Below are 18566 nucleotides of genomic sequence, written 5' to 3'. Positions count from 1 at the left end.
AAATGAAAAATAGAAAAATAAAAGTAGTTTTTTTTAGCCTTTTAAGCATATTATTGCTTGTTAGCTGTTCTACTAAAGAATCAGATGAGGAAATATTTTCTTCTTTAGACCGGGCTGATACAGGTATTGATTTTAGCAATAATTTGACAGAAAATGATTCCTTGAATTACTTTACCTATAATTATATTTATTTAGGAGGAGGAGTCGCAACTGGAGATATTAATAATGATGGTCTTGTTGATGTTTTTTTTACCGGGAATCAGGTTTCAAATAAATTATACCTAAACAAAGGAAATCTAAAATTTGAAGATATCACTAAAAAAGCTGGTGTAGGAGGTGATACCCGTTGGTACACTGGAGTTACTATGGCAGATGTGAATGCGGATGGTTTTTTAGATATTTATTGTAGTGTAGGAGGGAAATTTGGACCAAAAAATAATGAACTGTATATCAATAATGGAAATGGGACTTTTACAGAAAAAGCCAAAGAATACGGAATTGATGATATAGGAAACAGTATTCAGGGAACTTTTTTTGACTACGATAAAGATGGTGATTTAGATTTATTTGTAGCAAACTATCCGCCCACAAAATTCAATTCGGCAACCGGGGACTATGTGCAGATGATGCGCCATGTCAAGGACAATGAAACAGGGCATTTATACCGAAATGATGGTAACCATTTTGCCAATGTTACACAAGAAGCAGGTGTAAAAGCTTACGGCTTATCATTAAGTGCAACAATTGGTGATTTAAACAATGACAGCTGGCCTGATATCTATGTTTCAAATGATTTCAATTCGCCTGATTTTATGTACATCAATAATCAGGATGGTACTTTTAAAGAAGTCGCAAAACAGGCTACACCCCATAATTCTTTTTACGGAATGGGTGTAGATATTTCTGATTTTAACAACGACGGTAATTTAGATATGTTTCAGGTAGATATGGATGCTAAGGACAATCGTCGAAAAAAAGCGAATATGTCCAGCATGAATCCGCAACTTTTTTGGGACGTAATTAATGCTGGTTTTAATCATCAATATATGCATAATTGCATGCAGCTAAATACAGGAGTTAATGAAAACGGGATCCCGCATTTTGGTAATGTATCCCGTATTACAGGAACCTCATCTACAGATTGGAGCTGGGGGCCTTTATTTGCTGATTTTGACAATGATGGGAACAAAGATTTATTTGTAAGTAACGGAACCAGAAGAGAAATCAATAATAATGATTTCTTTCATAGTTTAGAAACCTTAAATTTAAAACCAAAGGATCTGCTTAAGAAATCTCAAGAAATTCCTTCTGAGAAAATTGATAATTTTATGTTTCAAAATAAAGGGAAWTTAAATTTTGAACAAGTAAATAAAAAATGGGGAATTGAATATAAAGGCTTTTCAAATGGTGTAGCATATGTGGATTTAGATAACGATGGAGATTTAGATTTAATCATAAATAATATTGATGATTATGCATCTGTTTTTGAAAATTCAAGCTCTAAAATCAATAATTACATCAAGGTAAATTTCAAAGGAAATTCAAAAAATATTTTTGGTTTGGGGAATCGTGTTTATATAAAAACAAAAAAAGGAACCCAAATGCAGGAGCTTACTTTAACAAGAGGATTTCAGTCATCAGTGGCTCCTGAAGTGCATTTTGGTGTAGCAAAAGAGAAAACAATTGATGAGGTAAAAGTAGTTTGGACGAGCGGTAAGGTGCAAAAATTATATAATGTTAAAGCAAATCAAACATTAACTTTTAAAGAACAGGACGCCAAAGAAGAAACAGCAGCAAAAACAATTATCCAAACTCCTTTATTTACAAATGTTAATGGATTATTTCCAGTCTTTAAGCACGAAGAAAATGTATATGATGATTTTAAAGATCAGGTATTGCTGCCTCATAAAATGTCAACTTTTGGTCCTGTTATTTCTGTTGGTGATTTAAATAAAGATGGTCTTGATGATTATTTCATTGGAGGTTCTGCAACCTATCCTGGAAAAGTTTTTATGCAGACTAAAAATGGTTTTGCAGAAAAAAATATTCAAGCACTTGAAGACGATAAAGCAAGTGAAGATACTGGGGCATTGATTTTTGATGCTGATAATGACGGCGACAATGACTTATATGTAGTAAGCGGCGGTTATGAATTTTTAGTTAACGATCCAAAATTACAAGACAGATTATACCTCAATAACGGAAAAGGCGATTTTACCAAAGCGCCAAAAGGTGCGCTGCCAAAGATGCTGACAAGTGGCTCAAAAGTATATCCGATTGATTATGATAAAGATGGAAAACAAGATCTTTTGGTATTAGGCAGACAAGTTCCGGGACAATATCCTTCACCGGCTACAACTTATTTATTGCATAATATTAGTTCAGTAACACAGCCCCGATTCGAAATTTCCAAAAAATCCCCTAAAGAATTTATAAATTTAGGGATGGCAACAAGTGCTGTAATTACCGATTTTAATAATGATAAATTGGACGACATTATTGTCGTTGGCGAATGGATGCCAATCTGTGCTTTTCAAAATACTAAATCAGGTTTCAAGGAAGTTACAAATAACATGGGACTTACTGATGATGCCACCGGCTGGTGGTGGAGCATTCAGCAAGGGGATTTTGACAAAGATGGTGACATGGATTACATTGTTGGAAATAATGGCTTGAATTATAAATATCAAGCTACTCCCAATGAAACCTTTGATATTTATGTAAAAGATTTTGACAATAATAAGCACAAAGACATTGTATTGAGTTACTATAATGATGGAAAGCAATATCCAGTGCGTGGCCGTGGTTGTTCATCGCAGCAAATCCCGAATATCAAGAAGAAGTTCAAGGATTATGAAAGCTTTTCAGAAGCCACTCTAGTTGATGTTTATACAGAGAAATCACTTAAAGAAGCCTTACATTATAAAGTGAAATCATTTGCAAGTATTTATTTAGAAAACAAAAATGGCAAATTTGTCATTCACAAACTGCCTATTGAAGCACAGATTAGCTGTATTAATCAGATTGCAGTTGATGACTTTGATAAGGATGGCAAACTTGATGCTCTAATTACGGGCAATATGTTTAATTCTGAAGTGGAAACACCAAGAAATGATGCTGGTCATGGTTTATTTTTAAAAGGAAACGGTAAAGGAGAGTTCAAGCCTATTTCAGCGGTTAAAAGCGGATTCTTTACTCCAGGCGATGTGAAAAACATGGAAAAAATTAAAGTAAAAGACAAAAAATACTTTCTTGTAACCAATAACAATTCGTATTTGCAGACTATCAGAATTAACTAGAAGTTTAATAAAAATAGGCTAAGGAATAGTTGTCTCATCATCTGAGAATAATTATTGGTTTATTGATTTCATATGAGATGCAATTCTTCTGCAAGATTTTATGTGTAGAGGCAGGTTATAATTCTTAAAAACAATACTTACAAGGTCAAAGATCTTGTAAGGTATTGTTTTTATAAATTTTAATTAGCAATTCAATATTTGGCAACATCTTTGAATTTTTGTTTATAAACAATTTTTCAGAGTAGTCTCAAAACTATTTCAATATAAACTAAGGCTATTTTTATACTCCTGCATGTTTTTCTGAACGAATGTAAATCTATCTTTTCTAAATTTTACTGCTAAATTATTGTGTCCTTTTATTCTTCTGTGGATAAACCTCAATTGAAGATAGTTCATTTTATGGGTTAGAAATAGTAATCCACCATTTTTATCTTTTAGATAGAATCAGAATTTATAAAAAACTGATTTGCAATTCTAATGGATATTAATCTTTATAAATACTCCGACAATTTTATTGTAATTATTTTCCATAAGGAAAATAGAAATATTTTATGTCGATTAATAAAAAAACATATCATGAAAAAAATACATTCATCACATACCGCATTCATTTTTATAATGTTCATTTTAATCACTTTTCAAACAGAAAAAATTACTGCTCAAGGTTGTGTGGCAGTTCGTCAAATGGGAGGGCTTTACATGAATTCTGCCAGTTCTTATAATTTGGACAAAGGCGAATTTCAAGTAGGGACAAATTACCGTTATTTTCATTCCTGGAGACATTTTGTTGGTAAAGAAGAACAATTGGAGCGACAGACTAAAGGTGGCGGACATGACAAAAACGGCGTAGAACAAGGCAATGCCGTAAACATTTATTCGCATGCGGTAGATTTTAATTTTTCTTACGGTATCACCAATAGAGTCCAGATAAACGCCACTTTGCCCTATGTTCACAATGAACGTTCACAGGTTCTAAGACAAACGAGCCCTGTAAAAGACACTCTTAGGTACAGTGTTTATGCACAAGGTTTTGCAGATGCAAGACTAAGTGTAAATTATTGGTTTTTTGACCCAAAAACGGCTCACAAAGGTAATTTGATGCTAGGATTGGGATTAAAATTAAATACCGGAAGCCATGATAAAATGGATGACGCACCACAAGCCGACGGAACAACAAAAAGAGTGATAATGGATCAAGCCATTCAGCCAGGTGATGGCGGAGTTGGAATTTCGGCAGAGGTACAAGTATTCAGACAATTAACAGGACGTCTTTACGGATTTGCAAATGGATATTATTTATTCAACCCAAAGGAATCAAACGGCACATTTAAATCATCGCCAAAAGCTGGTTTAGAAGGATATGAAATTTATGCTTGCCCAGATCAATATTTTGCAAGAGGCGGTTTATCAGTTGCTGTTGACAAAAAAGAAAATTTTAATGTTTCGCTAGCTGGAAGAATTGAAGGTATTCCTGCTTATGATGCTTTTGGAGGTCAGGCAGCCTATCGTCGTCCTGGATATGTTGTAGCGGTAGAGTATGGTTTTTCTTATCATATAGGAAAACATACTTTAAGTTTATTTATTCCTTATAATATTGTAAAAAATCGTATTCAGAGTGCTGCCGATATTGCAAGCCAAGATCTGCAGAATTCTGTAATTACTGATCCTGCCAAGTATGTTCATGTACAAGGGGATGCAGCTTTCGCAGATTATTCTATAAATCTAGGATATTCTTACAGATTTAAATTGGGTAAAAAAATGACACTGACAATGCCTAAATAGCTATCATGTTTTAGTTAATGATGTTAGTATTTAAAACTTAAAGATAGATGAAAACTACTTTTAATTCTTTCTATTTTTTATTAAGCAAAAAAATGGAAAAACACAGTATCAACTTGATGCGCATTGCTCTTGCGATAGTTTACATTTGGTTTGGTGCTTTGAAAATCTTCGGATTGAGCCCGGCTGGTGACTTAGTAGAGAAAACTGTTTTTTGGTTCAAGCCAGAAATTTTTATTCCTATTCTTGGAATATGTGAAGTCTTGATCGGATTTGGGTTACTGATAAAAAAACTGATTCCTTTAACGATATTTTTCTTATTATTGCATATGTCTGCAACCCTCTTTCCTTTTTTTATTTTAAAATCCAGCTGTTTTGACGGTTTCCCATATGAACCAACTTTGGTCGGCCAATACATTATCAAAAACATTGTTTTGGTTGCGGGAGCACTCGTTATTGCTGGAAAATATAATGAGGATTATTATGTAGAAATGAATTTAAAAAAAGAATAAAAAATTTTACGACAAATACTTAAACTGTTAATTATCAAATATTAAAAGAATAAATATAATAGCAAATGAAAACATTTCAACAGAATACATTACTGCTATGATAAAATGATAGTTACAATCAGCCCCTAAATTTTAAGTTTAAATCAAAATATACAATATGTCACGAGAAAAATATTTAAAGTTATTGTTCTGTTTTTTCTTTTTGCTTACTGCACCATTGTATGCGCAGCAGCAAAATTTGAAAGGGACAGCATTAGATGCCAAAACCGATCTGCCATTGAACGGAGTAACGGTTAAGTCAGATATTGAAGAAGTCACCACCAATGAAAATGGCGAATTCGTCATTCAAAATCAAAAATTGCCAATTACATTAAAATTGAGTTATATAGGATATAAAACACAGGAAATTGTGGTACATTCTTTTGATTTATTAAAAATAAAACTGCTTAATGACTCTAACCAATTAGATGAAGTCCTAATTTCAAGCGGGTATTTAACCCAAAGAAAGTCTGAGTTTTCTGGTTCAGTTTCAACCGTTTCAGCAAGACAATTGCAAAATAGACCAACTACCAGTTTTGATCAATTATTGGGAGGACAAGGAACAGGAATAGATGTTATTCAATCTTCGGCTGTACTCAACAACACGCCTGTCATCCGTGTTCGTGGTTTAAACACCATTACTTCAGGTCTTTTTCCTTTAATAGTAGTTGATGGAGTAGCAGTTTTTTCCGGTTCTTTGGGAGGATTCGTTGGGAATAATCCATTATCCGCGATTAACCCAAACGACATTCAGTCTATAGATGTTTTGAAAGATGCATCGGCTGCCGCAATTTATGGTTCAAGAGCAACTAATGGAGTTATGGTGATAACCACTAAAAAAGGTAAAAAAGGAGCAACCCGATTTAATTATAATAGCTGGTACAGCAGAAGCACGCCTTATAATCTGCCCGAATTATTAAACGCAGAAGATTATACCGCTATAAAAAATGAAGCTTTAGTCAATGCAGGGAAAGCACCTGGTTTTTTTCTATCAAAAAATACTGACGGAAGCACTGTAGATACAAGTTGGTATGATGTTGCCTATGAACCAGGTTTATCAAGTAATCACAATATAAATATCTCTGGAGCAAATGAATCAACGCAGTATTATTTTTCGGCAGATTACAGCAATCAAAATAGTTTTATAAAAAACAATACGTTTCAAAACTATATGACAAGATTAAACATTGGTCATACGATTAATAAATACATTCGGGTTGGAGCCAATTTTTCCTATAGTAATGCCAAAAATGTAGGTCCAAATACGGGAGCCGTTGCAGGAAACACGATGTCGTCATCTACTTATAATACAGAATATATTACCAATGAACCTTTGGGAAGAATGACCTATGTTCTGCCTCCCAACGTTCCTGTTTACAAACCAGATGGATCTTACAGTATTCAAAACGGGATAAGTGTTGGTTATGGAAATAATATTCCATCCATTATTGGAACTATCAATGCCTATAATCTTGCAATGGTACAGACTCTTGATTTAACAACTTCGGTAAGTAGATCCATTTTAGGAAATATCTACGGTGAGTTTGATATATGGAAAAATGTAACTTTCAGAACTAGTTTTGGATTGAACAATATTGGGGTTGAAAATAAATTATTTCTTAACCCAACCCACGGTGGCGGGTATGCCTATAATGGTGTGGCGACAAACATAGAAGCCGATTTGCTAAGAACCGATTGGGTAAATACGCTTACTTATAAAGCTTCTCTAAAAGAAAATCACAATTTCGTTGCACTTTTGGGTTATGAGCGCATCAAAACTACGATGGACAGTTGGGGAGCTTCGCAAAGCAATGTGACCAATCCTTATTATACGAATTATCAGGGAAGTTATGCCAATATATCTCCAGTGGGGAATGTGTTAACGGAGAATGCCTTATTGTCTTATTTTACCAATCTAAACTACAATTACAAAAACAAATATTTTTTGAGTTTGAATTATAGAATCGATGGACTTTCAGCTTTATCCGAAGGGAATAAATACGGTGATTTTGGTGGAGGAGCTTTAAGTTGGAACATCTTTGAAGAGTCTTTCTATAAAAACTCAGGGATTAATAAGTACATAGATAATTTCAAAATCAGAACGAGTTACGGTATTGTAGGAAACAGTGAAATAGGCAATTATCCATCAATAGGAACGTATGATTCTTCTACTTATGCCGGGTCTCCAACATTAGGTTATTCACAAACTGCCAATCCCAATTTAAAATGGGAAACCAGTTCAAAACTTGATTTGGGAATCAACTTTACACTTTTAAATAATCGTATTTCGGTCGAAATGGATTATTACAAAAACACTATAAAAGATTTAATTCTTAAGGCGCCACAATCTCTTTCAGCTGGAATCCCAAACAATTATATCAATGAAAATGTTGGAGGAATGTACAATACGGGTTATGAGTTGGGCATTAATGCGCTTGTTGTCAGTTCAAAAGATTTTAATTGGAACGTTAATCTAAATCTTTCGACACTCAAAAACGAGGTGACTTCTTTGGTAAACGATGTTTTTGTTCCCAGCGTATTTGGAGTTCAAAATATGACAAGGGTAGGGTACTCAGTGGGTTCTATTTTCGCCGTTCCATCTCATGGTGTGAATCCTGCAAATGGTCAAATGATTTTTGTTAACAGCGAAGGAAAAGAAGTTCAATACAATCATATTGGTTCACCAAAATGGACTTATCTTGATGGATCTGCAGCTCCTGCTATAGACAATTACAAAGATGGAGTAATGCAGGGATCGTCACTGCCGAAAGTTTTTGGAGGATTAAATAATACTTTCAATTATAAGAATTTTGTTTTGGGAGTTAATTTAACTTTTTCAGAAGGAAATCAACTTTATAATGGAACTAGAGCTACGATTTCAGATCAGCGTTATTTTAACAACGGAACTTTCATCAAAAACAGATGGACAACTCCTGGTCAGGTTACAGATATTCAGAAATTGTATTATGGGGACAACGTTTCGGCCGGATTTTCATTCTCAAGTACTTCTAAAGTGGAAGATGGCTCTTATCTGAAATTTAAAAATGTTTCTTTGGGCTATAACGTGCCTGTTAAAGAGACTTTCTTGAAAAATAGTTTTACTTCTGTCTATGTCTATTTGCAAGGAAATAATCTGTATACGTTTACCAAATATAGAGGTTCGGATCCTGAGGTTTCTATTAATGGGAATTCTATCAATTCTGGAAAAGATCAAAACGTGCCATCCAATGCGCAAGTTTACACAGTTGGTTTAAATATTGGGTTTTAATTTTTAAAATATACAAAATGAAAAAATATATTCTAATCACTTTGTTCTTTCTTGTGGCTATGACGGCCTGCAATGATGATTTATTGGATACAGTCCCAGAGACAAGCATCCCCGAAGAAGTTGCTTATAGTACGCCCGGCAAAATTTTGGCGCAGACCAATAATTTGTACAAACAGCTGCAGAATCAAAACTATTACGGAGGAAGATTCATCATTTTTAATGAGCAGAGAGCCGATCAATTTGGGCAGAATGACGGTAATGCGGCAACAGGATCAGCCGTGTGGAATCAAAACGTAGCTTCGACAAATGATTTTGTAAACAATGTTTGGTCGGTTTGCTACACAGCTATTAATGCTTCTAATATTTTAATAAGCAAATTGAACGGAAGTACAGTAATCACGGAAGCATTGGCAAAGAACTATATAGCCGAAGCCAAATTCATTCGTGCTTTCTCTTACTTTAGTCTGATTCAGACCTATGCGAAACCTTATAATTTGGACAAAAACGGATTGGGTTTGCCATTGCGTTTGACTCCGATTACCACATCGGGAAACAATGATTTGGCACGCAGTTCCATTGACATTATTTATACCCAGATTCTAAAAGATTTAGATGAGGCCGAAAATGATCTGCCTATTGAATATACTACATCCTTATTGAATGTTTCCAGAGCCAAAAAAAGCACGGCAATAGCATTAAAAACAAGAGTCTATTTGGTGCAGGCCAATTATGACAAAGTGCTTGCAGAGGTTCAGAAAATAGTGTCTTCAACTGCACCTTTTCAATATAAGGCTGGAAATTTAACGCATAAGCTAGAAGCTAATTTTGCTGTAATTTTTGGTGGAAGCTACACGGGAACTGAAGCTGTTTTTAGTATTCCTTTTGCTAATACAACAACCGAAACCCCTGCTTCTCAATATGCATTGGCATTTAACTATTTGGCGCAGCCTATTATATTTTTGACAACTGCTGGCATTTCGAGTGATCCAGCCTTGAATTCCAGTGCTGATGCACGTTCTAGTTTGATTGGCACCAATTCAGCAAATCAAAAAGTGCTGAAAAAATTCAGTATTACAACGGCTCCGTTTCGTGACTATGTACCGGTAATTCGATATGCCGAAATTTTATTGAATTATGCTGAAGCCGCTGCCAATAAAGATGATTTAGTTACTGCGACAGCTTTGTTGACAGCCGTTAGGAATAGATCCAATCCAAGTTATGTGTTTTCAAATGCTGAGGTTGGCACCAAAGACGCATTATTGGCTTCGATATGGAAAGAAAGAGATATTGAACTTTTAGGTGAAGGATTCAGACTGATGGATTTGCAAAGAAGACTGCAAACCTTACCTGCCAAAAAAGGATCTATTGGTACTGCTCCATTGGTTTTAGTATCAAGCAGTAATTATATCTGGCCAATTCCAAGCGGTGAGATTTCAGCCAATAAACTGATGGTGCCTAATCCTTAAATAATGCATAAATATAAAGCTTGAATTAAAATCTATAAAATCAACCATTAATTAATAAAGTAGAAATAAATGAAAAAATTATATTTGAGTTGCCTCTTCCTAATGCCGCTTTTGATGAGCGCACAGACCGATATCGATGCTATTATGATGAGCAAAAACAATTTTTGTGTCGGGGCCGTTTATCAATACAGCAGCTGGAATCAGTATTGGGAAGGTACTTTCAAAAGAGAGAATCTTAATCTGGGCACTGTTTCTGCTCAAGGAGCTGCTGTTATGGGAAATTATGGCATAACAGACAGGCTGAATGTTCTTTTTAGCGTTCCGTATATTCAAACGAAAGCTACAGCAGGAACGATGAGGGGTCAAAAAGGAATGCAGGATTTAGCATTAACTGTAAAATACATGCCCCTTGAGAAAACTGTAGGCAACGTTACCTATTCCTTATATGCTTTAGGAAGTTATTCGATGCCTACAACTGACTATTCTGCAGATTATTTGCCTTTAAGTATTGGGCTTCATAGTAAAACTGTATCCTTACGGCTGATGGGAGATGTACAGGTTGATGAGTTTTTTACCACTTTGTCTTTTGCTTATAGTAAAAGAGCAAATATCACCATTGATCGAAATTCCTATTTGGACGATGAGGTTCATTATACCAATGAAGTAGATATGCCTGATGCCATAAACTTCAATTTGAGACTGGGATACCGTTCCGAAAGATTAATTGCCGAAGCCGTTATTGATAATTGGACAACACAAGGAGGGTTTGACATTACAAAGAACAATATGCCTTTTCCAAGCAATACGATGAATGCCTGGAAAATTGGTTTTAATGCTAAATATACTTTGAAGCAGATTCCTGAATTAGCAGTTGTTGGAGGTTATAACGTAGTAACTGAGGGAAGAAATGTGGGAAAAGCAGCTTCCTTGTATGGAGGAATATTCTATCTGATTAATTTTAAAAAAGCAAAATGAAAAATAACATTCAAAAAAATATCTTTAAAAGCTTTTTGCTTTTAATAGCAGTTCTTATGTATTCATGCAATGACGACATTACAGAACGCAATGAACAGTTTCCAAAATTAAATCCAACAAATACTGATGCTTCAGCTGGGACTTGGAAAACTTACCTTTTAACCAGCCCTGACGAATTTTCAATAGACGTTCCAGTTGCAACAAATACGCCTGCTTACATTAGAGAGATTAACGAAATCAAGAGTTTTCAGGCTAGTATTACCGATGAACAAAAAGAAATTATAAATTATTGGAGCGTTGGCAGCGTATTGCGCTGGAACGAAATTTTGAGGACATTGGTAGCAAGACATAATCGTCCGCCTTATCAAAATGAAGACGGAACTTATCCAGCTCCTTCAGGAGCCAATCCTTTTGCATATCCACAATTTCCATTTTCTAACCCGCCTTACGCAGCGCGGGCGTATGCTTATGTAAGTGCTGCTCAGTACGATGCCTTGATTGCAGCATGGCATTATAAAAAGCTGTATAACAGAGCTGCACCATATAAAGTTGATACTGCTCTGCAGGTTTTAATTCCCAAAAGCACTCTGCCTTCATATCCTTCAGAAGATGCGGTTGTTGCGGGAGTTACCGTTGAGCTATTAAAATTATTATTCCCAACTGAAATTGCTTATATCGACCAAAAAGCTGAAGAAGAAAAGCTATACAGAATCATTAGCGGCGTGAATGTCCGCTCAGATGTTGATGCTGGAATAAGTTTGGGCAGAAAAGTCGCTTCAAAATTCATAGCTCGCGCTTCCACTGATGGTGCTGGAGCTGCCATTGGGACGCCGGCAATTTGGGCAGCGTTAGAATCCCAAACTGCCGCAACAGGAGAAACTCCATGGAAATCATTAGAAGTACCCGCCAGACCGCCTATGCTGCCTTTATTTGGTAAAGTAAAATCGTTTTTGATGACAGAAGCAAATGTTGTGGCAAACCGTCCGCCTGCGCCTCCTTCCACAAAATCTGATGCTTTTGCAAAAGAGCTGGCTGAGATAAAAAAATACAGTCAGGAGAATTCAAGATCACTTCTGAAAATTGTCAGTTTTTGGGCTGATGGAGTTGATACTTATACGCCTCCTGGACATTGGAATGCCATTGCTTCCGAATCTTTTGTAAACGAAAGTTTTAGCGAAGTACGCTGGGCAAGAAATATGGCATTATTAAATATTGCCATGATGGATGCGGCTATAAGCTGCTGGGATGCAAAGTACACCTATTTCAATCCGCGTCCGAGCCAAATGGACTCTTCAATTAAAACTTCAACAGGAGTTCCTAATTTTCCAGCGTATGTTTCTGGACATTCAACTTTTAGTGCAGCAGCCTGTACCGTTTTATCACACATAATCCCTACTAAAAAAGGCGATTATGAAGCGATGGCCATAGAAGCATCAAACTCAAGGATGTATGGAGCTATTCATTACAGGAGCGACTGCGAAAAAGGATTGGAATTAGGCAAAAAAGTCGCAGGTTTTGCCGTTGCAAGAGCTGCCATTGATGGAGCCGAATAAGAGTGTAAAATAGTTATCTTGATTTTCTAAAAAGGGAGCCTAAGCCTAGCAGCTATTTGTCTGCTGGGCTTTGCTTTTAATAAAATAGCTGCTTTTTTACGATAAGTTATTTATTGCAGAATGTAAATGCATTTGTAAGGGAATGAAAAACGGTATCATTTGTTAGATCAGACATAGTTTACATGTATTTTTAGTACTGCAGTTTTGAAACTGCTTTTATAACATCTGTTTCAGGGAGTTTGCAGGCACCTTCAACGCAGATATAGATGTAGGTTTCATTTGGAATAAATCGACTTTCCATTATTGGCAGACTGCTTCCTTTTGTTGACCCGGCAATCAGAATATTTGGCAAATAATAGGTCTGCAAAGTATTAATTCTTGACAGCGCTTCTTTTCCTGATATGGCTACTTCATAATAGTTTCCAGTATAATTCAGCATTAAGTTTAGCCAATTGTAGTATTCCGTAGGGTATTTTACGGCATCAACAGCCACATTATGAAGCATTTGTTTGGCTATTTTAGAATATACCGCATTAGAATAATAATGTCCTAAAAGAAATAGATTTTGAGCAAAAACAGAGTTAGATGCAGGGATGACATCATCTCTGATCTCTATTTTTCTGGTAATCAGATTTTTAGAGCTATTGGATGTAAAATAAAGCATACTGGTTTTTTTATCAAGAAAATGGCGGAGTGAATAATCAGTAAGTTCTTTGGCTTTTGTCAGCCATTTTTCGTCCAAAGTAATTTGGTATACCGAAATAAATGCATCAATAAGACTGGCGTAATCTTCAGAAAAGCCAGTAATACTGCTCTTTCCGTCTTTATAGCTGTGGTATAAACTGCCGTCTTTTTGAATCTGATTGTTCAGTAGAAAGGAAGCGCTTTTCAAAGCTATTTCTTTATAATGTGGGTTTTTAAAACTGCGGTAAGCACTAGCAAATCCTTTTATCATTAAAGCATTCCAAGAAGTAAGGGTTTTGTCATCAAGATGTGGACGAGGTCTTTTTTCTCTTTGCTGTAAAAGCGTCTGTTTCCAGTTTTTGAGTTTAGTGTTAAGCTCGGCTATAGATATATTGTTTTCTTTTGCAAACTCAATATCTGACTGCGTTTTATATAAAATGTACTTATTGTTTTCCCATAATCCTGCTGCATTGATATTGTAATACTTTTGAAAAAGTGAAAAATCTGTTTTCAATATTTTCTGCAGTTCTTCTTTCCCCCAAGTGTAGTAGGCACCTTCTTCTAATTTACCGGATTTGTTTTTGCTGTCGGCATCGATTGAAGAATAAAATGCTCCATTGGAAGCCATAAGTTCTCGTTCTACAAAAGAGAGGGCTTCATCAGCTTTCTTTTTATATAATTCATTTTTGTTCACAAGGTAAGCATCCGAGTATAAACTAACGAGCTGTGCATTGTCGTAAAGCATTTTTTCAAAATGGGGAATATGCCATTTTGAATCTACTGTATATCTGTAAAAACCGCCTCCGATAGGATCATTAAGACCTTCGTCTGCTATATTTGTTAATGTTTTATTGATATATTCCTGCAAAGACTTATCCTTGTTTTGAACACTGTACCGCAATAAAAAATGCAGTGCTTTTGGCATCGGGAATTTAGAATCGCCTAATAAACCGCCATTGTGAAAATCCATTACTTCTTTCCAGTTTTTTACAGCCGTATTTACATCAGAAGATTTAAAATCAATTGCATCAGTATTTAATTGGATTAAATCTGATTTTTTGATTCCTTCAATTAATTTGTCAGCATAGGATATTACTTTTTGAGGATCATTTTTGTACAATGCTGCAATTTCGGTCAGCATTTTGATCCATTCCTGTTTGGTAAAATAAGTACCGCCGAAAATTGGACGCCCGTCAGGAAGAGCAATGCAGTTTAATGGCCAGCCTCCTTTACCAGTCATCAATTGTACGGCATTCATATAGATTTGGTCTATATCCGGGCGTTCTTCCCTGTCAACTTTGATGCTGATAAAATTGTCATTCATTAATTTGGCTACCGAATCATTTTCAAAACTTTCTTTTTCCATAACGTGGCACCAATGACAGGCGGAATAACCAACAGAGATGATAATCAGTTTATTTTCGGATTTGGCTTTTGCAAGACTTTCGGTGTTCCAGGCTGTCCAATTTACAGGATTGTGAGCATGCTGTAAAAGATAGGGACTTGATTCATTTATTAATTCATTAGTATGTTTAAACTGTTGTTCTTCTGCTGTTTTTTGATTACAGCTAATGAAAAAAAGGACTAACAATAAAAGTAAAAGTTGGCGAGGCATAATATGTCTGAAATTGAATTTTTATTAGGAATAACTAATATAAAGTATTTTCAGCTGTTACTGTTAATTTGTTTTCAAAATATTTTCTAATGCAATAAAAACAACCCAAATAGCACTTTTCAGACTTAATGATAGAAAGCATTCCAATTTTTTGGGCAAAAAAAAACACACTCAGTAAATGGAGTGTGTTTTTGAAATGCTTATAATTTTTTTATTTGTCAATAGATCCCAATACTCGTTTCATGAAACTATTAAGAGCCTCTTTTTTATCGGTTCCCTGCTGCGTCATTTTGTGAACTTCGAGGGCACCGTACATATTCGAAATTAATTCTCCTATAACATCTAATTCTTCGTCTTTCAATGAAGGAATTTCGGTCATAGCTTCCAGTACTTCGATGGTTTCGATGAGGTAATCCTGATCGTTTTCCTTTATGAACTGGGTCAGGTGTTTTATTACTGGTAACTTCATTTTTTAGATTTTTAGATTGCTGGATTTTTAGATAAAAGATTCGAAAAATCTAACAGTCTAAAATTCCAATTATTGATTTAAACAATTTCATTAACCAATTCAATCAAAACTTCTTGCTTATTGGTTTGGGTTTCGTTTACTAATTTTCCGTTTACGAAAGTGGCAAAAGTTGGCAAGTTGCTTACGTTAGCCAGTTTTCTTGATTCTGGAAAATTTTCAGCATCTACCAAAACAAATGAAATTCCTTCGTTTTCTGAAGCCAATTTTTTGAATTTTGGTTTCATGATTCTGCAGTTACCGCACCATGAAGCCGAAAATTGAACTACCACTTTTTCATTCTGAGCCACTACGGTTCCTAATGTATCTTCGTTTAATTCGATTAACATAGATTTTTCAATTTCAATATCAATTTCAATGTCAAAAATCACTTTTTAAATGAATATCAATTACAATGTCAAAATTTAATTTACAGAGAAAATCCGTTTATTTTTATTGTTATTGTAATTGATATTACTATTGATTTTTAATATTGCTATTGATATTAGTTTAGACTTAAATATTCTGCAGTACTTTTTCTGTCAGCATTCATTGCTTCTTTACCAGCTTCCCAGTTTGCAGGACAAACTTCACCTTTTTCTTGGATATGAGTATAAGCGTCAACCATACGTAAATATTCATTTACGTTACGGCCTAATGGCATGTCATTTACACTTTCGTGGAAGATTTTTCCAGTTTCGTCAATTAAATAAGTCGCTCTGAAAGTAACATTAGAACCTTCGATGATTACTGAATCTGTTTCTTCGCTATACTCAGTTGAATCAATATCAAGAATTCCTAGGATGTTTGATAAGTTTCTGTTAGTATCAGCAAGGATTGGATACGTTACGCCTTCAATTCCACCATTGTTTTTTGGAGTGTTTAACCAAGCAAAGTGAACTTCGTTAGTATCGCAGGAAGCTCCGATCACGATTGTGTTTCTTTTTTCAAATTCCGGTAAAGCAGCTTGGAAAGCATGTAATTCTGTTGGACATACAAAAGTGAAATCTTTTGGGTACCAAAACAAAAGTATTTTTTTGTTGTTGTTTGTTGCTTCTTCGAAGATGTTGATTTTTAAATTATCACCCATTTCTGAGATAGCGTCTACTGCAATGCTAGGGAATTTTTTACCTACTAATGACATATTTATTAATTTTAGTTATTTATTTTAATGCTGCAAATATAAGGCATATAAAAAGCGGTATTAAATAAGTTTTTATTATTAATATTTATTAAGCAATAGTATGTAGTTATGTTTGTTTTTAAATACCTGTGATAGAAACAGGTAGGATTCCTTTTGTTTTTTTGTCTTCCAATAATTGTTCGGCTGCACTTTCCTGAAACTCTATAAAATCCTGATACATTTCGACAATTCCGATAGTTTTTTCCAGATTTGGAATCACCTGCAATGCATACGGATTTCCAAAAACATAAAGAATGCATTTTTTGGTTTGGAACAATTCTCCTAAAAATTCTAAAACAGAATCTTCTAAATCAAATTTATTCAGTGGTTTGGCTTTTGGGACAAATAAAGAAATGAGTATGGTGTCAAATGGCATAAGGTCTTTTTTTATCGTTGTATCCATCAAATCTGATGCGTTTTCAACAGCATATTCAGGAGACGGTAAAGTGGAGGCCAATGTTTTGAAAAAAGGATTGTCAACCGTTTTATAAATACTCAACTTTGCCAAGCGTTCTCTGTTTTTGGCATCAAAAACAATTACGGAACTGTTTTTGTCCTTGATATCGGTAATGCAATAATTGGCTATTTTTCGGTTAAGCTCCGAAGTGATTTTAAAGTCAAAATCAGCAATTGGTGTTGTGTTTTTCTCAAAAAGACCAGCTTTTTGTTTGCATTTCATTACGCGGTTCAGGCTAGCTTCGATGCGTTCTGGTGTGGCATTTTTTAGTATTTCCTGAATGCCTTCGGCTACGTTTTCGGCAAAACAGAGGACATCGTTTCCTGCATTGAAGGCTTCCCATTCCAGTTGGCCTTTCACATCATATAATTTGGAAACACTGTGCATATTCAAAGCATCCGATATAATCAATCCATCATAGCCCAAACGCTCGCGCAAAAGGGATTCGATTATGTTTTTGGATAAAGTGGCTGAAGTTTCTTTTCCGTCATTCAATGCTGGAACGGCCAAATGTCCAATCATAATGGAATCTACTTGGTTTTCGATTCCTTTTATAAAGGGAACCAATTCATTTTCCAGTAATTCCTCCAGGTTTTCCTGTAAAACAGGCAATCCCAAATGTGAATCGACACTAGTATTTCCATGCCCTGGAAAGTGTTTCAAACAGCCCAAAATCCCAACATCCGACATGCCACGAAGGTATTCTAATGCATACTGAGCCACCTTTTCTTTATTAGAACCAAAAGAACGATATCCAATTACAGGATTATTCGGGTTATTGTTAATATCCGCCAATGGTGCCAAATTATAATGAATCCCCGCCGATTTTAAGTCCAATCCAATTTGTTTTCCTACTTGATATACCAAATCGATTTTTCTTTCTGGTAAAGCGCCAAGGGTAATAGCATAAGGATACTGCGGTGTTTTTTCGACACGCATAGCCAAGCCCCATTCGGCATCAATACTCATCAATAGGGGAGTGGTTGCACATTTTTGATAGCGCACAATCAGGTCTTTCAAACGCTGATAGCTGTCGTCGTTGAATTCTACTTTTTTCTTGGATTCATAATTGGTTGCCGCACTGGCCCTGCTATGAAAAAAAGTCAATCCGCCGATGTTGCATTCTTTGATTAAACGTTCTGTTTCCTGAATATTCTCTTCTGTGTCGTTTATAAAAACGGCTGGGAAAAAGAATTGTCCTATTTTTTGTTCTAGTGTCATTGTCTAAAAT

At 35.2% G+C, this 18566-nt stretch carries 12 protein-coding genes; 7 read left to right on the top strand and 5 right to left on the bottom strand.

The features are described 5' to 3' along the window. Window positions 1-2: 2 nt before the first annotated feature. The 7 genes from AC1DVP_RS19595 to AC1DVP_RS19565 all read left to right on the top strand — a co-directional run bounded on the left by AC1DVP_RS19595 (window position 3) and on the right by AC1DVP_RS19565 (window position 12891). Complete coding sequence (locus AC1DVP_RS19595; protein WP_477185165.1) at window positions 3-3299, top strand: VCBS repeat-containing protein; 3297 nt, start codon at window positions 3-5, stop codon at window positions 3297-3299. Between the two features lie 576 nt (window positions 3300-3875). Beyond that, complete coding sequence (locus AC1DVP_RS19590; RefSeq protein ID WP_477185164.1) at window positions 3876-5081, top strand: hypothetical protein; 1206 nt, start codon at window positions 3876-3878, stop codon at window positions 5079-5081. 47 nt (window positions 5082-5128) lie between these two features. Further along, entirely contained in the window at window positions 5129-5590 is a 462-nt protein-coding gene (locus AC1DVP_RS19585; protein WP_477185163.1) for a hypothetical protein, read from the top strand. A gap of 157 nt (window positions 5591-5747) precedes the next feature. Next, entirely contained in the window at window positions 5748-8897 is a 3150-nt protein-coding gene (locus AC1DVP_RS19580) for a SusC/RagA family TonB-linked outer membrane protein (RefSeq protein ID WP_477185162.1), read from the top strand. Between the two features lie 17 nt (window positions 8898-8914). Next, window positions 8915-10363, top strand: a complete 1449-nt coding sequence (locus AC1DVP_RS19575; protein ID WP_477185161.1) for a RagB/SusD family nutrient uptake outer membrane protein — start codon at window positions 8915-8917, stop codon at window positions 10361-10363. 114 nt (window positions 10364-10477) lie between these two features. Continuing rightward, window positions 10478-11338, top strand: coding sequence for a hypothetical protein (locus AC1DVP_RS19570; RefSeq protein WP_477185160.1), 861 nt, complete (start codon window positions 10478-10480; stop codon window positions 11336-11338). Next, window positions 11335-12891: a vanadium-dependent haloperoxidase gene (locus AC1DVP_RS19565; protein ID WP_477185159.1), complete on the top strand. Its 1557-nt coding sequence runs from the start codon at window positions 11335-11337 to the stop codon at window positions 12889-12891. The genes AC1DVP_RS19570 and AC1DVP_RS19565 overlap by 4 nt, the downstream gene beginning before the upstream one ends. Before the next feature lie 190 nt (window positions 12892-13081). Here AC1DVP_RS19565 and AC1DVP_RS19560 read toward each other — a convergent pair whose 3' ends face one another. The 5 genes from AC1DVP_RS19560 to AC1DVP_RS19540 form a co-directional block, all read right to left on the bottom strand. Then, the gene (locus AC1DVP_RS19560; RefSeq protein WP_477185158.1) at window positions 13082-15190 is read right to left on the bottom strand and encodes a thioredoxin domain-containing protein; all 2109 of its coding nucleotides are present in this window, start codon (window positions 15188-15190) and stop codon (window positions 13082-13084) included. A gap of 211 nt (window positions 15191-15401) precedes the next feature. Beyond that, on the bottom strand, window positions 15402-15659 hold the full coding sequence (locus tag AC1DVP_RS19555) for a DUF6952 family protein (RefSeq protein WP_477185157.1): 258 nt from the start codon (window positions 15657-15659) through the stop codon (window positions 15402-15404). A 77-nt stretch (window positions 15660-15736) separates the two neighbouring features. Further along, complete coding sequence (locus AC1DVP_RS19550; protein WP_315252437.1) at window positions 15737-16045, bottom strand: thioredoxin family protein; 309 nt, start codon at window positions 16043-16045, stop codon at window positions 15737-15739. Between the two features lie 155 nt (window positions 16046-16200). Then, window positions 16201-16839 carry a peroxiredoxin gene (locus tag AC1DVP_RS19545; protein WP_477185156.1) on the bottom strand — a complete coding sequence of 213 codons (639 nt, stop codon included), beginning with the start codon at window positions 16837-16839 and terminating at the stop codon, window positions 16201-16203. Window positions 16840-16957: 118 nt separating this feature from the next. Beyond that, window positions 16958-18556 (bottom strand): glycoside hydrolase family 3 protein, encoded by a 1599-nt coding sequence (locus AC1DVP_RS19540; protein ID WP_477185155.1) that lies wholly within the window; start codon window positions 18554-18556, stop codon window positions 16958-16960. Window positions 18557-18566 lie beyond the last annotated feature (10 nt).

It is taken from the genome of Flavobacterium sp. P3_A6 (assembly GCF_056403035.1).
Note: the sequence above shows the minus strand (reverse complement) of the source record. Positions and strands in the feature narration are given on the sequence as shown.

Excerpts from the sequence above, each read along its gene's own strand:
- AC1DVP_RS19565 (WP_477185159.1), top strand. The coding sequence starts at position 11,335 with ATGAAAAATAACATTCAAAAAAATATCTTTAAAAGCTTTTTGCTTTTA.
- AC1DVP_RS19580 (WP_477185162.1), top strand. The coding sequence starts at position 5,748 with ATGTCACGAGAAAAATATTTAAAGTTATTGTTCTGTTTTTTCTTTTTG.
- AC1DVP_RS19540 (WP_477185155.1), bottom strand. The coding sequence starts at position 18,556 with ATGACACTAGAACAAAAAATAGGACAATTCTTTTTCCCAGCCGTTTTT.
- AC1DVP_RS19550 (WP_315252437.1), bottom strand. The coding sequence starts at position 16,045 with ATGTTAATCGAATTAAACGAAGATACATTAGGAACCGTAGTGGCTCAG.
- AC1DVP_RS19575 (WP_477185161.1), top strand. The coding sequence starts at position 8,915 with ATGAAAAAATATATTCTAATCACTTTGTTCTTTCTTGTGGCTATGACG.
- AC1DVP_RS19555 (WP_477185157.1), bottom strand. The coding sequence starts at position 15,659 with ATGAAGTTACCAGTAATAAAACACCTGACCCAGTTCATAAAGGAAAAC.
- AC1DVP_RS19545 (WP_477185156.1), bottom strand. The coding sequence starts at position 16,839 with ATGTCATTAGTAGGTAAAAAATTCCCTAGCATTGCAGTAGACGCTATC.
- AC1DVP_RS19590 (WP_477185164.1), top strand. The coding sequence starts at position 3,876 with ATGAAAAAAATACATTCATCACATACCGCATTCATTTTTATAATGTTC.
- AC1DVP_RS19570 (WP_477185160.1), top strand. The coding sequence starts at position 10,478 with ATGAGCGCACAGACCGATATCGATGCTATTATGATGAGCAAAAACAAT.
- AC1DVP_RS19560 (WP_477185158.1), bottom strand. The coding sequence starts at position 15,190 with ATGCCTCGCCAACTTTTACTTTTATTGTTAGTCCTTTTTTTCATTAGC.
- AC1DVP_RS19585 (WP_477185163.1), top strand. The coding sequence starts at position 5,129 with ATGAAAACTACTTTTAATTCTTTCTATTTTTTATTAAGCAAAAAAATG.